This window comes from Micromonospora sp. NPDC050417 (assembly GCF_044458865.1).
GTDB lineage: Bacteria > Actinomycetota > Actinomycetes > Mycobacteriales > Micromonosporaceae > Micromonospora_G.
The window spans coordinates 1-18,935 of sequence record NZ_JBITIH010000044.1 but is presented as its reverse complement, the minus strand read 5'-3'; the positions used below and the strand labels follow the sequence as shown (position 1 = coordinate 18,935).

General features: G+C 68.8%; 15 protein-coding genes. 1 reads left to right on the top strand and 14 read right to left on the bottom strand.

Going from position 1 to position 18,935, the window contains the following annotated elements; genetic code table 11:
* Window positions 1-7 precede the first annotated feature (7 nt).
* Entirely contained in the window at window positions 8-853 is an 846-nt protein-coding gene (locus tag ACIBF5_RS31925; protein WP_396816612.1) for an FHA domain-containing protein, read from the top strand.
* 18 nt (window positions 854-871) lie between these two features.
* On the opposite strand, the gene ACIBF5_RS31920 is transcribed toward ACIBF5_RS31925, so the two are convergent.
* The 14 genes from ACIBF5_RS31920 to ACIBF5_RS31855 all read right to left on the bottom strand — a co-directional run.
* Window positions 872-1,483, bottom strand: coding sequence for a cadmium resistance transporter (locus ACIBF5_RS31920; protein ID WP_396816611.1), 612 nt, complete (start codon window positions 1,481-1,483; stop codon window positions 872-874).
* A 25-nt stretch (window positions 1,484-1,508) separates the two neighbouring features.
* Window positions 1,509-2,090 carry a TetR/AcrR family transcriptional regulator gene (locus tag ACIBF5_RS31915; RefSeq protein ID WP_396816610.1) on the bottom strand — a complete coding sequence of 194 codons (582 nt, stop codon included), beginning with the start codon at window positions 2,088-2,090 and terminating at the stop codon, window positions 1,509-1,511.
* A 109-nt stretch (window positions 2,091-2,199) separates the two neighbouring features.
* Window positions 2,200-2,913 carry a hypothetical protein gene (locus tag ACIBF5_RS31910; RefSeq protein ID WP_396816609.1) on the bottom strand — a complete coding sequence of 238 codons (714 nt, stop codon included), beginning with the start codon at window positions 2,911-2,913 and terminating at the stop codon, window positions 2,200-2,202.
* A 72-nt stretch (window positions 2,914-2,985) separates the two neighbouring features.
* Entirely contained in the window at window positions 2,986-5,391 is a 2,406-nt protein-coding gene (locus ACIBF5_RS31905; RefSeq protein ID WP_396816608.1) for a PEP/pyruvate-binding domain-containing protein, read from the bottom strand.
* Between the two features lie 170 nt (window positions 5,392-5,561).
* Window positions 5,562-9,956, bottom strand: coding sequence for a S8 family serine peptidase (locus tag ACIBF5_RS31900; RefSeq protein ID WP_396816607.1), 4,395 nt, complete (start codon window positions 9,954-9,956; stop codon window positions 5,562-5,564).
* A gap of 524 nt (window positions 9,957-10,480) precedes the next feature.
* Window positions 10,481-11,221, bottom strand: a complete 741-nt coding sequence (locus tag ACIBF5_RS31895) for a hypothetical protein (RefSeq protein WP_396816606.1) — start codon at window positions 11,219-11,221, stop codon at window positions 10,481-10,483.
* A gap of 114 nt (window positions 11,222-11,335) precedes the next feature.
* Window positions 11,336-11,536, bottom strand: coding sequence for a hypothetical protein (locus ACIBF5_RS31890; protein WP_396816620.1), 201 nt, complete (start codon window positions 11,534-11,536; stop codon window positions 11,336-11,338).
* A 119-nt stretch (window positions 11,537-11,655) separates the two neighbouring features.
* The gene (locus ACIBF5_RS31885; RefSeq protein WP_396816605.1) at window positions 11,656-12,369 is read right to left on the bottom strand and encodes a VOC family protein; all 714 of its coding nucleotides are present in this window, start codon (window positions 12,367-12,369) and stop codon (window positions 11,656-11,658) included.
* Window positions 12,370-12,429: 60 nt separating this feature from the next.
* Window positions 12,430-13,086: an amino acid ABC transporter permease gene (locus ACIBF5_RS31880; protein WP_396816604.1), complete on the bottom strand. Its 657-nt coding sequence runs from the start codon at window positions 13,084-13,086 to the stop codon at window positions 12,430-12,432.
* Entirely contained in the window at window positions 13,086-13,766 is a 681-nt protein-coding gene (locus tag ACIBF5_RS31875) for an amino acid ABC transporter permease (RefSeq protein ID WP_396816603.1), read from the bottom strand. Before ACIBF5_RS31875 ends, ACIBF5_RS31880 begins: the two co-directional genes overlap by 1 nt.
* 4 nt (window positions 13,767-13,770) lie before the next feature.
* Window positions 13,771-14,673, bottom strand: a complete 903-nt coding sequence (locus tag ACIBF5_RS31870; protein WP_396816602.1) for a transporter substrate-binding domain-containing protein — start codon at window positions 14,671-14,673, stop codon at window positions 13,771-13,773.
* Window positions 14,674-14,703: 30 nt separating this feature from the next.
* Complete coding sequence (locus ACIBF5_RS31865) at window positions 14,704-15,429, bottom strand: amino acid ABC transporter ATP-binding protein (protein WP_396816619.1); 726 nt, start codon at window positions 15,427-15,429, stop codon at window positions 14,704-14,706.
* Between the two features lie 146 nt (window positions 15,430-15,575).
* Window positions 15,576-18,242 carry a M14 metallopeptidase family protein gene (locus tag ACIBF5_RS31860; RefSeq protein WP_396816601.1) on the bottom strand — a complete coding sequence of 889 codons (2,667 nt, stop codon included), beginning with the start codon at window positions 18,240-18,242 and terminating at the stop codon, window positions 15,576-15,578.
* Window positions 18,243-18,727: 485 nt separating this feature from the next.
* Window positions 18,728-18,935 (bottom strand): hypothetical protein (locus ACIBF5_RS31855; protein ID WP_396816600.1); only part of this gene is annotated, 208 nt, incomplete at its 5' end.

Here is an 18,935-nt window from a genome sequence, read left to right as displayed (position 1 = left end):
AGGCGTCATGCCGCTCTGCTCCCGAGGCCACGAGTCCGATCTCGACGACTACTGCGACGTGTGTGGTGCGGCCATCACCGGGGGAACCCCAGCCGGCGCGGCGCGACCCCGGGTGGTGAGGGCCGAGGGAGAGGGCCACGAGCCAGTGCCGCGTACCGGCCCGTCGGTGTGCCCGGACTGTGGCAACCCGATGGTCGGACGGTTCTGCGAGCGGTGCGGCTTCGACGCGTTCGCGGTGCCGGTCCGGACGGCGACCGACTCGGCCCCACCAGTCGAGGCGAATGCGGGTGCGGTGAGCCCCGGTGGGCCTCCGCCCGTGGCTCTGGACCCGCCGCCGTCGGCCCCTGACCTGCCGTCGGCCGGCCAACCTGCCCCGGTACGGTCGCCCCGACCGGCAGCGGAGGCCGTCGAGGTGCCCCACGGGCACGGTGGGGTGGACGGGGCGTGGCACGTGGTCGTCGCCGCCGACCGGACGTACTTCGACCGGATCGAGTCGGAACACGGCGTCGATCCCGAGATCGCGTTTCCGAGGTTCTGTCCGGAGCGTCGGTTCCCACTCGGGTCGGCACAGGTGGTGATCGGTCGTCGCAGCCGGTCGCGGGGCATCTACCCCGAGATCGACCTGGCCGGACCTCCAGAGGATCCGGCGGTCTCACACCTGCACGCGTTGTTGGTCGGGCAACCGGACGGGTCCTGGGCGGTGGTGGACCTGCGCTCGGCGAATCGCACGTACGTCAACGACAGCGTCGCGCCGATCGAGCCGGAGACCCCGGTGCCGCTGCGCGACGGGGACCAGATCCGACTCGGTGCCTGGACACGGATCACCCTGCGAGTCGGCCCGCTGCCGCACTGAGGCGCGGGCGCGGACGGGCTATCCGCCGGCCAGGTGGGTGAGGACGCCGGACTCGACGACGATCATCGCGCCGATGAGCAGGAACACACCTGGCACGATCCAGTGCCCGAACCGTTCCACGACCTCGACGACCCTCCGGTGAGAACCCAGCCACGAGGCGGCGAGACACCAGAGCGCCACGCCGAGGGCGAAGACCGCCACGGTGACCAGACTTCCCGTCACGCCCAGCGTACGGAAGACCGGAGTGTAGACGGAGAGGTTGTCTGCGCCGTTGGCGATGGTCACTCCGGCGACCGCCACCACTCCGGTCGCCACCGCCACCGCCGGCGGCGGAGCGTCGTCGCCGGACCGGACCGCCGCGACCAGGCCCCGGAGGCCGAGTGCGAAGGGCACCAGACCGAGCAGGCCGACCCACCGGTCCGGCACGATCGTCAGGCCGAGGGCGGCCACGGCGGAGACGGCGACGAGGAGGCCGATTCCGGCGTACTGGCCGACCCAGATCTGCCAGGGGCGGGGCCTGCCGGTCGCTCTCGCGGAGAGAAACAGCACGGTCAGCACGATGATGTCGTCGACGTTCGTTCCGGTGAACACACCCGCCGCCGTCGCGGTCGTGCCGATGAGATCACCCACGGCGCGCAGTGTAGGGGGTCGACGGTCAGGGCCGCGCGGGCGAGCCGAAGAGCAGGTCGAGTTGGGCGTCCAACGCGCCCAGTGCCTGGTCGGCCGTGTACTGGCCGCCGAGCAGGTAGACCCCCAGTCCCTCCATCAGTGCGAGCAGACCGGCCGCGTCGGCGTCGGGGTTCCGACTGGGAAGGAGGCCGGCGATGAAGCCGACCAGTTGCGCGGTCTCCTCGCGCAGGGCGGAGGCGGCCGTCGGTCGTACCGCGGTGTAGGCGAGGAAGGCCAGCGCCACCCGTCCGTCGGCGCGGGTGTGCTCGTCGAGCGGGAGCAGGGTGGCGATCATCGTGCGTAGCAGCAGTCTCGGCGGGGGTCGCTCGCCCAGCCGCGCGAGCGCCTCGGTGACCCGGACCTGGTTGCGGTCGCGGACCACGTCCAGCGCGAACGCCATCATCTCGTCCTTGGTGCGGAAGTAGTGCTGCACCATGCCCGACGATACGCCGGCCGCCGCCGCGACGTGGCGCAGGCTGACCGCCTCCAGGCCCTGGTCCGCGGCGACCCGCATCAACGCGTCGGCGATGAGCGTACGTCGCTCCTGGCGGTCGACCTTTTTCGGCATGGCATCGACGCTTTCGTAGTGCGGTGGTATCGATACGTGCTGCTGATCCGCGTTCTCGCTCCCGGTGGGGGCCCACCAGACGGTATAGGGCGCGGTGCCGCGTGGATCGTCAGGTGGTCGATCCGCCCCGGTCGGCGCGTTCGAGCGGCGTGCCGGCGGTCCGTGTCTGTCCGCGCGCCCCGGTGGCGGTCGCCAACCGGGTGCGCGCCTGCTGGAAGAAGCCGTCGGGGTCGTCGGCGTAGAGACGCACCTCGTCGACCAGGTCGGTCCGGCCCTTCGGCAGTTCGAAGGTCGTCGGCTGGCGCAACCGTATGTCGACGCTGGTCTGGCTGCCGACGACGATCTGCAACACCCTGCGCTCACCCACCTCTTCGACCTGCACCGACTTGCCGGAGGGCAGGGAGCGGTAGACCTTGCCCACCGTGTCGATCCGTTCCCACGCGATGGTGAAGTCGATGCCCGCACCCATCCGTACCCGGACACCGGCGTCGCTGACGACGTGCGGGTTGAGCTTCATGCTGGCGAAGAGGCCGATCATCCAGAGCACACCCCAGACGCCGAGCACCAGTACGATCCAGCGGGCCGGCTGCCACGGCACCACGTGCGTGACGATCAGGTCGAAGATCGGGATCTCGACGACCGAGAGACCGATGAAGACTCCGAGGATCGGCTTGACCACCCCGAGGTAGCCGTAGGGTTCGTCGCCCGGGGTGAGGGGGAGGGGCCGGTGGCGCATCCACACGTACAGGCTGCGCCACATCGCACCCTCGGTCGCCAGGGCGCGCCGCAGCATCGAGCCGGTACGTCCGGTCGGGTCGTTCATCGTCGTCCTCACAGTGGGGGAAGGGACTCTGTTCGGGTGTCGGTGGCGCGCCGGCCGGACCGGTGCCACCGGTCAGCCGAGGATGACGGTGCCGGTGGCGGCGTCCACGGTGACGGTCTGTCCGGTGGAGATCCTGCGGGTGGCGTCCGGAACGCAGATGACCGCCGGGATGCCGTACTCGCGGGCGACCGTCGGGCCGTGGGCCATGATCGCGCCGGTCTCGGTGACCAGCCCGGCGGCGGTGAGGAACAGCGGAGTCCAGCCGGGGTCGGTGGTCGCCGTGACCAGGATCTCGCCGGGTTCGATGTGGGCGGTGGCCGGGTCGTGGATGACCCGGGCGGGGCCGGTCGCCCGCCCCGCCGCCGCCCCCACGCCCCTGAGGACGCCGTCCCCGGCCGGGGCCGCCACCCGCAGGACGGACTCCACGTCGGTGCCGTCGGAGAGCACCGCCACCGGTACCGTCGCGCGGCGTAGCTCCCGCCGGTACACCGCCCTGCGGGCGACGATCGTCGCGTGGTGCTCGGTGCCCTCGTGCACGACCCCGTGCACCTCGTCCAGGGTCAGGAACATGATGTCGCCCGGCTGCGCGAGCAGTCCGGCGTCGGTCAGGTCGGCGCCGATGAGCAGTAGCTGCCGCCTCATCTCCCGCAGCCGGTACAGGCCGGCGAACTTGCCCGCCTCCCGTAGGCCCGCGAGCTCCCGCGCCCGGCATAGCAGGAAACCGGCGAGCCGGCCCCGTACCGGCCGCCGGCGGCGGGCCCGTGCGACGAGTGAGTCGAGGGTCGCCTCGGCTGTCGCGGCGGCGCGGGCGAATCTCAGGTCGGGTGCCTGCCGCGGGTCGGTCACCCGCAGGTAGTTGGCGATGGCGGCGAAGACCGGGGCCGGGTCCTCCGCCCAGCGCGGTACGCCGAGGTCGACCTCGGCGGCGCCACGGTGGCCGTAGGAGCCGAGGAAGGTCGCGAGCCCGATGTCGGGTAGCGTGCCGTCGGCATAGCGCGCGGCCAGCGTGTCGGGTGCGGTGTCGAGCAGCAGTTGACGGTGCTCGCCGGCAGCCTGGGCGAGGCGCCACAGGGCCAGGTCCATCTCGATGGTGACGTTGTACGGCATCCCGCCCAGCACCGTGTGGATCTCGCCAGGTTCGGCGACGCCCCGCAACAGGTGCTCCGGAAGCGCGGCTGCGAGCATGCCGGCCACGATCGGCCAGACGATCTCGTCGAGGCTCTCGGCCGACTCCTGTGCCTGCACGAACCGCAGTCGTTCGGCGGTGCTCCGCAGCCCTTCCGGCGCGGCGGAGCGGTCCCGTAGTTGCGCGATCGCGTCGAACACCCGCAGCCGCGCGGCGTCCGGGCGGGCCAGTGCCCGTACGACGCCGACCACCGCGCGCCCGGCGGTCCGCAGCGATGGCGCCGTCGCCCCACCCGCGCGTGCCGGCGGAGCCTGTCCTGGAGCGAACCGTGGGTCGTCCAGGACGTGCCGCATCGCCTCCTGCGCCCGTGGTCCGAAGTCGACCGCCATGAGTTTGACCAGACGTCTCCGGGCTGACCTGCTCCGGGCCAGGTCGCTCAGGTCGCCGTAGAGGCGTCCACCGATGTCGACGATGTCGACCCGGAGTCCGATCGAGGCGGTCATCGCCACGATGATCTCGCGCAGGCTGGACATGCCCATCGGGGTGACCGGTTGCCGCATTCCCTGCACATGGCCGAATTCGAGGTAGACGCGGGGGAGGGGCCGGTCGGTCGTCGGTGGCAGGGGGAAGAGCGTGGTGATCGGGCGTGACTGCAGCAGCCAGAGGGTGTCCTGCGCGTCGACCGCCCATTCCACGTCCTGCGGCGAGCCGAAGTGGTCCTGGAGCCGTTCGCCCACCGCCCGCAGCCGGGCCAGTTGGGTCGGGTTGAGGCAGCCCGTGTCGCCCTGCGTCGAACCGTCGAGCAGGTAGTGGTCCACGACGCTGGCGCCGTCGACCACGGCCGTGCCCAGACCCGGTGCGGCGTCGACCATCATCTCGGCACGGCAGCCCGTCAGCGGGTTCGCGGTGAACATCACCCCGGCCACCTCCGGAGCGACCATCCGTTGTACGACGACGGCCATGTGCGCGGTCTCGGCGGTGATGCCGTGCGCGTCGCGGTAGGCGGCCGTGCGGTCGCTGTGCAGCGAGTCCCAGCATTCGGCGATCGCGGCGATCAGGTCGGCGGCACCGGTGACGTTCAGGAAGGTCTCCTGCTGTCCGGCGAAACTCGCGTCCGGCAGATCCTCCGTGGTTGCACTGGACCGTACGGCCACCGGACCGGCGCCGAGCCGCTCGTACGCGTCGAGGATCTCGTCGCGGGGGATCACGCCCAGCCGGTGTGCCTCGGTGGTGACGCAGAACCCCGGCGGCACCTGTTCACCGCAGCGGATCAGTTCCCCCAGGCCGGCCGCCTTGCCGCCGACCAGGTCGACCATGCCGGCGGTCGTCTCGGACAACTCGATCACGAGCATCGGTGACCCTCCCCAGGTTCCAATACGACTGTATTGCTTGTACCGTACCCGTTTGGCAATGCAGTTGCAATGTGAGCGGGGCAACCGGGCTGACCTGGGTGAGGGCGGCTCCGGAAACGGCGGTGGCCGCCGACCCGTGCGGGTCGGCGGCCACCGGTATCAGCGGAAGATCAGATCCCGCCCACGCGCGCGTCGCAGGCCGTGACCGGATCAAGGGTGACGTCCAGCGTCGACACGAAGCCGGGCTGGATCTGCTGCTTGACGACCTCGGGGACCCAGCCGTCCTTGGCGACGATCACCTGGTACTTGCCCCTCGGCAGCCAGTAGGCGTAATGCCCCTGGCCATCCGCGGTCAGGGTGTAGCCGCCGTCGGCGAGGTTCAGCCGTACCGTCGCCTTGACCGGGACACGCTCCCCGTCGCAGCTCAGGCCGGTGACCGTACCCTGGATCTTGCCCCAGCTGTTCGGCGCGGACACGTTCAGCTCCACGTTGACCGCCGGCACCGCGTACGGGGTGTCCGAGCGCAGGACCAGGTCCGTGTGGTACGCGCCCGGCTGGTCGATCCCCGTCGCCGCGGTGGCGGTCAGGGTCAGCGTCACCTTCTTGGAGGCGCCGGGAGCCAGCGTGAACGTGCCCGGCGTCGTGGCGAGCCAGGGCGCGTCGCCCGCCTCACACCCGTCGAGCCCACCGAGCTTTTCGGCCTGCTTGCTGGCCGCGCCCGGGTTCGGCGAGCCGCCCAGCTTGTACGCACCGCAGGCCAGCGCACCCCGGTAGACCGGGAACCCGACGTTCGGCAGATCCTCCCAGGCCCGCCCGGCCGGGTCGTAGGCCAGCGTCCGGTTGGTGAGACCGGACGAGTTGCCGGTCACCCCACCCGCGATCACCAGCAGACCACCCGCGGTGGCGAACTGCGAGCCCCACAGGTCGATCGGCATCTCCGGCAGAGCGGACCAGGAGTCGCCCTTCGGGTCGTACGAGAAGGCGTCCTTGAACGAGGTGCCACCGCTCGAACCGCCCGCGCAGTACGCGCTGCCGCCGATGCCGCCACAGGACATCCACGCCACCGTGTGCGGGTACTTCGCGCCACGGCTGAACCCGCCCGTCGACGGGTCGAAGACGACCACGTCGTCCGACGCCGCGCAGTTGCCGTCGGCGCAGCCACCGATCAGGTAGACCTTGCCGCCGACCACGGCCGTGCCGGCCGCCGCACGCGGCGCGGGGTTGGTCGCGCCGACCACCGTGCTCCAGGCGTTGGCCACCGGGTCGTAGACGTCGACCGAGGCGACCGGGGTGCCGCCGTTGGCCCAGCCACCGATGAGGTAGACCTTGCCGTCGACCGCGACGGCCGAGGGCTTCGCCCGCCCGGTCGGCAGGGCCGGCAGGTTACTCCAGGTGTTCGTCTCCGGCTGGTAGACCCATGCCTTCCGCTCGTTGCCGGTGCCGTTCGCACCGCCGAACGAGTAGACCTTGCCGTCCACGGTCGCGGCGGCGTTGTCGAAGATCTCCGACGGCATGTCGGCGATCCGGTTCCACGCCCCCTCGGCCGTCGGACCGGCTGCGGCCGGACCACCGGTGGCGCCGGGGTACGGGGTCACCGTCATCGCCGTCGACAGACCCTTCATCTGCCGTTCGGTCAACGCCGCACCCGGTAGCGAGAGCGGTTCGACATCGCCCGACCGCTCCAGCAGTTCGACGTTTGCCGGCGCGGTACCGGTGTTCTTGACCGTTACCGTGGTGGTGCGGGTGCTGCCGTACGGCTGGTGCGACTCGACGTTGGTCGAGTCCACGGTCAGCCGACCGGCCTTCAGTGCGAAGTCCGCCTTCTTGACACCGTTCGCCGTCACATTGACGGTCTTCGCCTGCGCCGGGTACGGCGACTTGCTCGCGCTGAACGAGTGTGCGCCGGTCAGCCCGGAGAAGAACCGGTAGAACCCGTCGGGGAGGTTCGGGTCGTCCGGCGTTGCCGTCGAGACGCCCTTGTCCTGCGGCTGGTCCACGCTGCTCACGGTGACGTCGTTGACCGCCGTACCGGTGTTGACGTCGGTGGTGAAGCCGGTGACCAGGCCACCCGGGATCGGGTTGCAGCTTCGGTTGATCACCTGAACGTCGTCGACCTGCCACCACCAGCCGTAGGCGGCGCGGTACCGGAACCGGATCAGGACGTTGGCCTTGTCGGCGACCGGGGTGAGCAGCACCTCCTCGGCGGCCGGGCCACGCTGGCTGTTGTTGCTGTGCCAGACGTTGGTCCAGTTCTCGCCGCCGTCGCTGCTGACCTCGATGTCGAAGGTGTTGTCCCCACCGATCGAGTATCGGTCGGCCTTGAACCTCAGTTGCGGTCCGCTCATGCCGGTCAGGTCGATCGGAGGCGTCACCAGGTCACTGTCCTGGATGGCCTCACGGCCGGCGTAGTCGCTGTCGATGACGGCGAAGTTGCCGCTGCCGCCGGTCAGGTTGTTCCGGTCGCCCTCGTTCTTGAACGACCAGCTACCGCCGTCGGTGCGGCTCTTCACCGACCAGCCCTCGGGTGCGGTGTTGCCGTCGAAGCTCTGCGACAGCAGCGGTGCACTCAGGCTGGCCGAGTAACCCGCGGCGGTGCATGCCTGCTCGACCGGCACCGCGATGTTCGCGGTTGTCGCGGCGGTTCCGAGGTTCAGCTCGGTGGTGACCTTCTGGTAGCCCGAGGAGCGGGCGGTGGTGGTCAACCTGTAGCTGCTGTTGCCCGGCACGGTGAAGGAGTACGCGCCGGTGGTGGGGTCGGTGAAGATCGGTGCGCCCGGCCGACCGGCGACCTCGACCGAGGCGTAGAGCGGCCAGCCGTGGCCGGAGCCGTCGGTGACCTTGCCGGTGACGGTCACCGGCGGGGTTTCGACGAGGGAGATGTTCTTCGTGACCGATCCACCCTCGGCGACCGTCAGGGTGACGGTCTGGGTGGCGTAGCCGTAGGCGCTGAAGGTCAGGGTCTGTTCGCCGACCGACAAGGTCAGCGAGTAGGTGCCGTCGGCGCCGGTGGTGACGCTCCGCGCCCCGGCGGCGATGGTCACGCCGGTCACGCCGGCGCCGGTGTCGCTGTTGGTGACCGTACCCGTGACCTGGCCGACCGGTCCGCGCGGAGCGGCGGTGACCGCCTGGTACGCGTTGAGCCGGCCCTCGCCGAAGATGTTGTTGTTGGCGGCGGTGCCACCGCAGTCGAGTGCCTCGGTGTCGGTGGCTGTCTGGGCGAGCAGTGCCTCGGTGGCGCTGATGTCACCACGCAGGCTTGTCGCGGCCGACCAGATCAGCGCGACCGCGCCGGAGAGGTGCGGCGTCGCCATCGAGGTGCCGTCCCAGCTGTCGTACCCGTTGCCCGGGATGCTGGAGCGGATGCTGACGCCCGGTGCCGCGATCTCCGGCTTGGTACGGCCGTCGACCGTCGGTCCACGGTTGGAGAAGTCGCCGATGACGTTGTTGACGTCGTACGCCCCCACGGCGTACGCGGGAACGTTGTCACCGGGCGAGCTGGCCGAGCCGCAGGGTGCCCCGCCGAGGGTGTTGCCGGACGCGAAGGCCGGGAAGATTCCGGCCGCACGCCAGGCGGTGATGGTCTGCTCGTACCACGACTCGCCGCTGCCACCGCCCCAGGAGTTGTTCACGATGTCCGGACGCAGGTCGGGCCGGGGGTTCTGGCCGTTGACGTCGGTCGGCGCGAGCATCCACTGGCCGGATGCGAGCAGGGAGGCGTCGGAGCAGCTGTTGCTCTCACAGCCCTTGGCGGCGATCCACTTGGCGCCGGGAGCGACACCGGTCTGGTTGCCGTTGCCGTCGTCGCCGACCATGGTGCCCATCGTGTGGGTGCCGTGGCCGGAGTTGTCGCAGGGCGTGGTGCCGCCGCAGACGTTCGCCGGGTCGAACCAGTTGTAGTTGTGGTCGAAGGTGCCGTCACCCTTGTTGCCGCGGTACTTGCCGACCAGCGCCGGGTGGTCGTACTGAACCCCGGTGTCGATGTTGGCGATGACGATGCCCTCGCCACGGTCGTCGTACTCGGACCAGACCCGGGGTGCCCCGATGTTGGTCAGTCCCCACTCGACCCCGGCTGGGTTCGCCTTGGCAGTCGTCTTGCTGGGCGTCGGCGTGATCAGAGGGTAGAACTTCACCGGTTCGATCCGGGCCACCTCGGGACGGGCGGCGATCGAGTCGACCAGGGTCTTGTCACCCACCACCCGGAGGGCGTTGGCGATCCAGTACGGGGTGTACGTCGCCTTCTTCGCGTCCAGTTCGGCGCGGAGTCCGGCCTGGGTTCGGGCGGCGGTGCCGGTGAGCTGCCGGTGCACCTCGGCGGCCTTGGCGTCGGCGTCGCGCATCCTCGCCGTGCCGTCCAGTTTGGCCTGCTCGCGCAGGAACACCATGAACGTGGTGCTGCCCTTGCTGCTGATTTCCTTGAACACGCCGGCTTCCACCGTGGCGCTGGGCGCGGCGGGTGCCGCGAGCGCGGGCTGCGCCGTTGCACCGAGGGCGACGGCCGCCAGGATGGCGACCGAGGACCGGAGTATGAACCGGCCCCCGCCCCGATGCGATTGTCGTGCTGACATTCTTCCTCCCCACTTTCTCGGTGCCCGGGAACCCGGAGCACCGATGGGCGGCGCCGGGATGTCCGGTGCCACCAGTCGCGTGGGAGCGCTACCCAATGATCGATGAGTGCGCCGCGACGACCTCGATCATGGTGAGTGGATCATCGTTGCTGATCAAGACATCTTGGCGGGCAGCATTCGGGCAGATAGTGGGCCGAAAGTAGTCATCCGTACGGTGGGTTACCACTCGTACGGATGACTGAGCCTGTCCCGCGAACGGCCTCATCGACCTCGTCGAAGGTTGTACGAGCACCTCGTGCGAGGGAGTGGCCTGCGTGTATCTCCCCGTACGGTGAATCCGCGCGGGCGCACCGCGCCGGCCCCACGGCGGCCGACGACGCGGGCCCGGCAGGGCTTCAATGTGGACGGAGAGCAATCGCCTCCGCGAGGCGCGTTTCTGACAGTCCGACCCGACACGACCGGCTCCGGAGGGTCGACCGGACAAGCTCGGCAAGATCCACGTCAGTGCGACGGCACCACGTTCGTCACGTCTGGTCCGGCGGCGTCGGGGGCGGGCACCGTGGGGGAAGCGTGACCTCTCCCGGCAGGTGACTGAACGACGTCAACGTGAACCACTCGTCCAGCTCCGGGTCGAAGAGATTCTGGAAGCCGAACTGCAGCACCTGCGTCCACGTGCTCGGATCCCCCTGGGCAACGTAGATGTCGCCGAGCGCGATGGGGAACCGGAATTCCTCTCCCGGTGTGGTGGAGCCCCCGACAACACCCACGCGCCAATGGTCGACGTACCGGTCCTTCTTCCCCTGCAGGATCTCCGGCCCTACGAAGCGGGCGGTCTTCAGTTTCTCGTTCAAGATCTCACGAGTGAAGACACCCGGGATCTTGCTGCAAGGGCGCGGCGGATTGAGGGGGATGTTCGGCCACTTGTAGGTGAGCGTGTAGAGCGTGTCGTGATAGATCAGATTGGTGAACCAGATCGGGTGCTCAGGCCCTCCGGCAACCATCTGACTGTCGCCGTCCCGCCCCTGCCAGCTGAACGGGACGTCTATGCCGAGGTCACGAACGATGTACCGGCCGGTCCCCCGGAAATCCGCCGGGAGTTGAGGGGGAGGTGGCTCTTCCGGCGCGTGCCCACCGTCGTCGCCCGCGGGCGCACCGACTCCGAAGCCGGACCTTGCCCGATCCTGGGCATAGAGGGGAGCGCTCGCGCCCAGTGCCAGTATCAGGACTGATCCTGCGGTGCCTACGACGGTGGTGAGCCTGCGCATGTCCGCCCCATCTCTAGAGGGTGACCCCGCTCCCATCCTTATCGCCGGTCAGGCGAATCTGTTTCGCATCACACCCGCATCCACCAGTTGGGTGAACGTCATCTGCGGCGCGGTTCAGGTGGACGTCCTCGGGCGGCTGACCTCGTCCGGGTTCCGATCCGGCCGCAGGCCACGCCAGGCCGCGTGCCGCAGCCGCCCGTCCGGCGTGACCGTCCGGTAGACCACCTCGCCGACGAGTGACGGTTCGACCCAGTGGGCGTTCTTCGCCTCGGCCGTCGGTACCGGTGCGGCGAACGGTGGTCGGTTCCGTTCCAGGCGCCGCGCTGCAACGTCGAGAAGCTCGGCGCGCCCCGTCGGTCCAACGTGACCAACTCGCCATCCAGCACGCCGCCGCGTCCACCGAGCAGCGACGGCAGTACCGCGATCCCGCCGCTCTAGGCGGTGAGGCAGAACGGGTGCCCAGCCGGGTCGGCGAAGACCCGGAACCGTTCGCCGCCGCCGTCGAGCCGGGCCGCACCCAGCTCACGTGCCCGTGCCTCGCCCGCGTCGAGATCGTCGACGACGATGTCGAGGTGTGCCTGCTGCGGGTACGCCGGATCCGGCCACCGCGGCGACGTGTAGTCGGCCACCGTTTGGAACATCACGCTCTTGCCGTCGCCGGCGACGAGTGCCCCCTCGGGGCCGTCGTAGGTGACCTCCATCCCCAGCAGGTCGGCGTAGAAGCGGGCCAGCGCGGACGCGTCGGGCGCGTCGATCGTCACCGCGTACAGCCCGGTCTCCGGGCCGACGCCGTCCCGCTGGCACAGGTCGAAGGGGTGACCGGCCGGGTCGGCCAGGGTGATCCAGTTCGGGCCGGCGGCCAGCCGGGTGGCCCCGAGGCTGACAGCCCGCTCGGCAGCCGCCTCGTGCCCGTCGACCAGCAGGTCGAGGTGGAACTGCTGCGGCAGTTCCTGACCGGGCCAGCGGGGTGCGACATGGTCGGGAGCGTGCTGGAACGCGATCTCCTGGCCGTCCCCGGTCCGCATCGTGATCCAGTCGACCTCCTGACGGGCCACCTCCCAACCGGTCAGCGCGGCGTAGAACGAGGCGAGCTTCGCGATGTCTGGCGCGTCGAGTGCGACGAGTTCCAGGCGTCCAGTCACAGTCATGCACGCCATCCTGCGCCCGCCGTACGACAGAAACGGGCGTGTCGTGCGGGACGGGGCCGGTCAACGGAGCCGGCGCTCCAGCCACCGGGACAGCATGGTGAGCGGCAGACAGATGACGAAGAAGACCACGAGCACGCCACCGAGGATGGGGACCGCGTGGGTGTCCCCACCGGTGAGGGTGAGCCGTTCGATCGACCGCTGGGCCGCTTCGAGGATGTCGAGCAGGCCGATCACCGCCGCCAGCGAGGTCTGCTGGGTGAGGTTGACGACGAGGCCGATGAGCGGCGGCAGGGCGCGTCGGGTGGCCTGGGGCAGGATGACGTACCGCATCCGGGCCGGCCAGGGCAGTCCCAGTGCGGCTGCCGCCTCGGTCTGGCCCCGGGGCACCGACTGCACCGCCCCACGCACCACCTCCGCCACGTTGGCGCTGCCCCAGAGGCTCAACCCGATCGCGGCGGCGGTGAAGGTCTCCACCGTCAGGCCGATGATCGGCAGGACGAAGAAGATGAAGAACAGGATGATGATGATCGGCAGCCCGCGCCACACTTCGACGTACGCCCGGATCACGGCCCGTACCAGCCGGCTCGGCAGGGTCAGCAGCGTGCCGAGCAGCACGCCGATCGCGATGCTCGCCCCGATGCTGATCGCGGCGAGCAACGCGGTCGTTTGTAGGCCGGTGGCGAGGTAGGTCGCGACCGGCGGTACCCAGGCCGGCATCAGTGTCCTCCCGGAATGGCGAAGTGGCGTTCGACGGCCCTGGTGCCCCACGACATGAGCCACACCAGTCCCAGGTAGACGACGCCGATGGCGAGGAACATCTCGAAGACCCGGAACGAGACGGCGACGATGTTGACCGCCGTCTCGGTCAGCTCCGGAAAACTGATCGCGATCATGAATGACGAGTTCTTGAAGACCGATATCTGGGTGTTGGTGACCGACGGCAGCGCGATCCGCCAACCGAGCGGAAACGCGACCTGCCGGAAGGCGGCCGTACGGGAGAAGCCGAGGGCCCGGCAGGCCTCGACGTACCCGTTCTCGACCGCCTCGAAGCCGGCCCGGAAGTTCTCCACGTTGTACGCCCCGCCCCAGAGCAGCAGGGCGAGCCAGCCGACGGTGAAGGCGTCGAGCCGTAGCCCGATCTCGGGCAGCGCGAAGTAGAGGAAGAAGATCTGCACCAGCAGCGGGGTGTTGCGGAACACCTCCACGTACGCCCGGACGAGCTGGTGCGCGACCGGGACCCGGAACGCGGAGACCGCGCCGAGCAGCGCGCCGACCACGAGGGCCCCGGCCATGCCGATGACGCTGATCTCGACCGTACGGAGCAGACCGCCGCCCAACTCGCCGAGATGGTCGACGAGAAAGCCGGGGTCGAAGTGGTAGCCATCGGCGCTCGTCATTTTGTCAGCAGACCAGGGTGGATCCGGTCGGGTAGCTCAGGTCGTTGCCGGGGCGCGGAACGAACTTCGCGAACTGCTGCTGGAGATTGGGGTCGGTGACGGTCTTCTGGAACTCGGTCCAGAAGAACTCGTCGGTCTGCAGCTTCTTGATCGCCGCGTTGACCCATTCGAGCATGGCGGTGTCGCCCTTGCGTACGCCCATTCCCCACGGGCTGCCGGCCTTGCCCTCCCCGACCACCTTCAGGTCCGGGTTCTTCGCCGCCAGGTCGAGCAGCAGCGTGTCGTCCTGGGCCAGCGCGTCGGCGCGCTCCTGCTTGAGCGCGGTGAGTGCTTCGCTCGTCTGGCCGAAGAGCACCTGCTTGACGTCCTTCATGCACTGGGTCAACCAGAGGCTGGCGGTGGCACCGTTGGTGCTGATCACCGACTTGCCGGCGAGGTCGGGGAACGAGGTGATCGGGGAGTCCTTCGGCACCAGCAGCTTCACCCCGCTGGAGAAGTACGGCGTGGTGAAGTCGATGGTCTCCGCGCGTTCCTTCGTGTAGTTCATCGTCGCGATGATCAGGTCGATCCGGTTGGTGGTGAGGAACGAGACCCGGTTGGCTCCGGTGACGCAGGTCAGCTCCACGTTGTCGGCGTCGCCGAAGGCGTAACTGGCGAGTTTGCGCGCCACGTCGATCTCGAAGCCGGCGTTCTTGGCCGCCTCGTCGATGTATCCGAAGGGCGGGTAGTCGCACTTGACGCCGACCGCCAGCTTGCCCTTGTCCTTGACGTTGCCCGGCAACGGTGCACCGACGTCGACGGCTGTGCCGGCGGGAGCGTCGTCGGTCTCGCCGTCACCGGAGGCACCGCAGCCGGTGGTGAGAGCCAGGGCGACGGCGAGCAGAACCAGGCCAATACGTGATTTCATCGTGAACTCCTCCTGCCCACCAGCGGTGGGCTATCTCAAGACCTTGCGGAGAAACTGACGGGTACGTTCGTGCTCGGGGTGGTCCAGCACGTCGGGTGGCCGCCCCTGCTCGGCGATGACGCCGCCGTCCACGAACACCAGACGGTCGCCGAGTTCACGGGCGAAGCCCATCTCGTGGGTGACGCAGAGCATCGTCATCCCGGACCGGGCGAGGTCGCGCATCACGTCGAGGACCTCGCTGACCAGTTCCGGGTCCAGGGCCGAGGTCACCTCGTCGAAGAGCATCACGTGCGGGTCCATCATCAGGGCCCGGGCGATGGCGACCCGTTGCTGCTGACCGCCGGAGAGCTGCCGGGGGTGCGCCCCGGCCTTGTCCGCGAGCCCAACCCGGTCGAGCAGCGTACGAGCACGCGCCTCGGCTTCGGCTCGGGGCGTACGCAACAACTTCCGGGGCGCCAGCGTGAGGTTGTCGAGGGCGGTCAGGTGCGGGAACAGGTTGAACTGCTGGAAGACCATGCCGATCCGGCGACGTACCCGATTGAGGTCGACTCCGGGCGCGGTGAGGTCCTCCGACTCCAGGAAGACCTGCCCGGCGGTGACGGGTTCGAGCAGGTTGACGCAGCGCAGCAGGGTGCTCTTGCCGCCGCCGGAAGGGCCGACGATGGCCACCACCTCGCCCCGGCCAACGGTCAGGTCCACCCCCTTGAGGACATCCAGGTCGCCGAACGCCTTGCGTACGCCGCGCAGCTCGACCATGGCGGAGGTGGCCGCCGGGGCCCCGCTCCCGGTCCGGTCTCCGTCGTCGGGGTGCACCCCAACCTCCTTCACAGATCGGTTTAGTCGGTTTTCGGAGGGCAGGGCGGGGCCGATGTTCGGCCCCGCCCCACCCGGTTGCGGGGGTGTTACCGCCCCAGGCGCTCGAACTGCTCCGGGGTGAGCTTCTGCGACGGCCCGTGGTACATCGCGTTGAAGATCATTTTCTCTTCGCCCCGGTTCCAGGTACGGAACGCGATCTCGCTCGCGAAGGTGACCACCGAGCCGCTGCCGACCGTCCAGGAGAGGCCGTTCACCGCCCCGTTCAGATACTCGCCGCCGATCAGCCAGCCGCTCTGCAACTGCTCCCCGCTGTCCGGGTACTTCGAGACGACGTGTACCGGGTACTTGTTCGGATCGGTGAGTTGGTACGCGCGGTCACCGTCGAACCAGGCCGGGTGGTGCGGGTCCATGCCCCAGGCAACCGGGTCCAAGGTGTCGATGTCCTGGCTGAGCAGCGCGCCGGGGCAGTAGAAGACCGACGAGTCGCTCGGCAGGATCGACCGCAGCGGCAGTTCGAAGAGCTGCTGTGCGGTGTTCGCCCCGCTGCCGTACGCGACCAGCGTGCCGCCGGCGGTGACGAAGTCCCGCAGCTTGCTCCAGCCGTCCTCGCCGACCCCGAACGCCCAGCTCCACTCCTCCGGGTAGTTGTTCCGGTTCAACCCGTTGGTGATGGAACTCTTACTGACGCCCTCGGGCATGACGATGGCGTCGAACCGGCCGGACAGGTTCTTGTAGTCCTGCGCCTTCACGACGGAGTAGGTCACCTCGTACTGGTCGAACATCCACATCAACCAACCGGACTGGATGTTGTTGGCCGGCTTCAGCAGCCCGATCCTGGTGCGAGGCTTGAGCTGGGCGCCGGCCACGCGTGGCACCACCGAGATGGCGGAGATCGGGATGCCGGTGTTCCGGGACTGGTTCTGCAGGATCTGCCGGGCCGCGTCGGTCGGCGGGACGACGAACGTGCCCGCCGGGAAGGTCCGTCCGGCGTCGACGAACTGCGCCGCCGCGCGGAAGGTGGGGATGCCCTGCTTCTGCAACCGGGACACGATCTGGAAGACGCCGTACGACTCGGGGCCGATGACGTACGCGCCGGTGCTCGGGGGCGCGGCTGGCATCGTCACCGCTGGCGGCTTGATCTCGGTGAGCAGTTTGGTGGTGACCGAGAACGAGCCGGTGACCAGGTTCGCCTTGAAACCGAGCAGCATCGGCAGGGTCTGCGCGGTCACGTCGTACGGGCGCTGCGGCGGTCCGCCCGGGTACTGCAACAGGTGCGGGTACTCCTGCACCTCCAGCAACGTCTTCGCGAAGCCACCGTACGGCTGGTTCAGGTAGATCACGTACGACCCGGCCGGGTACTGCTGGCCGCCGGCGCTGAACGCGGACTGCGCCTGGTGGATCTCGACGGCGCCCTTGAACAGGATGTCGAGAGCGTCGCGCACCGCCTGCGGGTCCCGCTGACCGGCCGGGATGACGTAGGCGCGGGGACTCGTCCGGGTGATCGCCTTCACCCCGACCCGGTAGAAGTTGTAGAGCCAGTTGTAGTTGTCGTACGCGACCGCCTCGATGCCCGAGTAGAACGCCTGCGAGACGATGTCGACGATCTGCCGCAGCGTCCACGTGTTCTGGTCGTACGGCTCGATGAAGCTGATCGACGACTCCTGGCTGCCGAGCGGACCGTTGCCGACCTGCGGGTAGGCCAGGTTCGAACAGCTCGCCGCCTCGGTCAGGATGCGTACCGAGTTGTGGTAGACGCAGTACTGGCGCGACGGGGTCCAGTAGTCGTACGTCATGCCCCAGCCGACGCCCTTCATGCCGGCGGCGGTCATGCCCCGCTGCATCGCCATGCCGAGCGCGTCGGTCTGCTGCACCGTGATCGCGTCGATGTTCGGGTCGTACGGCGACAGGTAGGGCGGGGTGAACATGCGGGGCGCGTTCGTGCCAGCCTGGTGCGAGTCCTGGAACACCTGCGGGTGGTACTTGTTCAGAAGGGAGATGTTCAAGTTGCTCTCGACCTGGGAGAGCATGAACCAGTCACGGTTGTCGTCGTGCCCGGTGTACTTCTGGTACAGATCCGGGTACGTCCGCGCGTAGTTGGTGCCTGCGGTCTTGACGAAGTAATCGTTGATCAGCACCAGCCCGTCCGGGTTCTGGGCCGGCACCAGCAGGATGACCAGGTTGTCGAGGATCTTGTTGACGTACTCGGACTGCTCGGTGGCGAGGCGGTGCGCCCACTCGATGGTCGCCTGCGAGTTGCCGACCTCGTTGGAGTGGATGCCGGCCTGTACGAAGTAGAAGGGCTTGCCGGTCCGGGCCAGTTCCTCCGCCTCCGTCGGCGACAGCCCGCGCGGGTCGGCCAGTCGATCGTTGATTTCGATCAGCCTGTCCAGGTTGTTCAGGTTCTTGGGAGAGCTGATCGTCAGTAGCACGTACGGGTTGTCGTCGGTGGTCTTGCCGACCTCCTCGTACGTGACCCGGTTGCTCTGTTCGGCGATGAGTTGGAAGTAGGGGACCATCTTGTCCCAGGTCGCGAGCTTGCCCTCGGATCCGATCCGGAATCCGAAGTACTGCTCGGGCGTCGGAATCGCGGCGGCCTTCGTGGCGGCGAACACGTCGGTGGGCTGGGCGGCCAGGGGTTGTGCCGAAGCGACGTCGGGGTGGATCACGGTTGCCGCCGCGGCTGCCGCACCCGCTGCCGCCGTCGACCTGAGCAACATTCGCCGGGACAGGCCGGAGCTTTCACTGATTGTCATCTGGCATCGCCTTCCGTGGTCGGCTTGCGGGCCGGCCATCGTCTGGCGCGGAGAACCCTGCTCCGCACCACTACCGGTAGGTCCTTCTCGTGGAATCCACGTGGCGGTGCCCGGTCCGCGAAGCTGACCAGTGGCACTACCAGATTCCGGATGCTCCCGTGCCTCCCAGATAGCGACAGGTGAGCACAGCCATCAGCCCCTGTGTAGACGCCGCTGTTCAGGGGGTCCTCGGCAACACTCCCTGGTGGACGGTTGGGGTGCCGCTGTCGTGCGGATGATCAGCTTGCGGGCACGGCGGATCGGATCGAGGGCAGCAACGATCATCGCGACCCTCCCGGCCGTTTGTTGATCACTGGCCTCCATTGAGTACCAGTCGGCGGGACCTCGCGGCAATAGAGATCAACGAATTTTACGTCGACGCAAAGGTTGTAGTGATCTTGTTGCTTCGGGCGATGGCGACAGAACCGACATAATGCTCAGTTGTGTCATTTGGGCACCTTGTTGGTGACCGTCTCCTGGTCCGCGTGGGCCGGCGGGTCGGGGCGGGGGGAGTGATCTGAGGTGTGGGCGTAACGCATCCCGAATGCGAGGTTTTTGAGCTTGATCAACATGCTCGGGGCCATGATCGGCGGAATGTTGGCGGGGGTGGGGTCGTTATACATCGCGTACGACCGGAGCAGCGCCGAGGCAGTG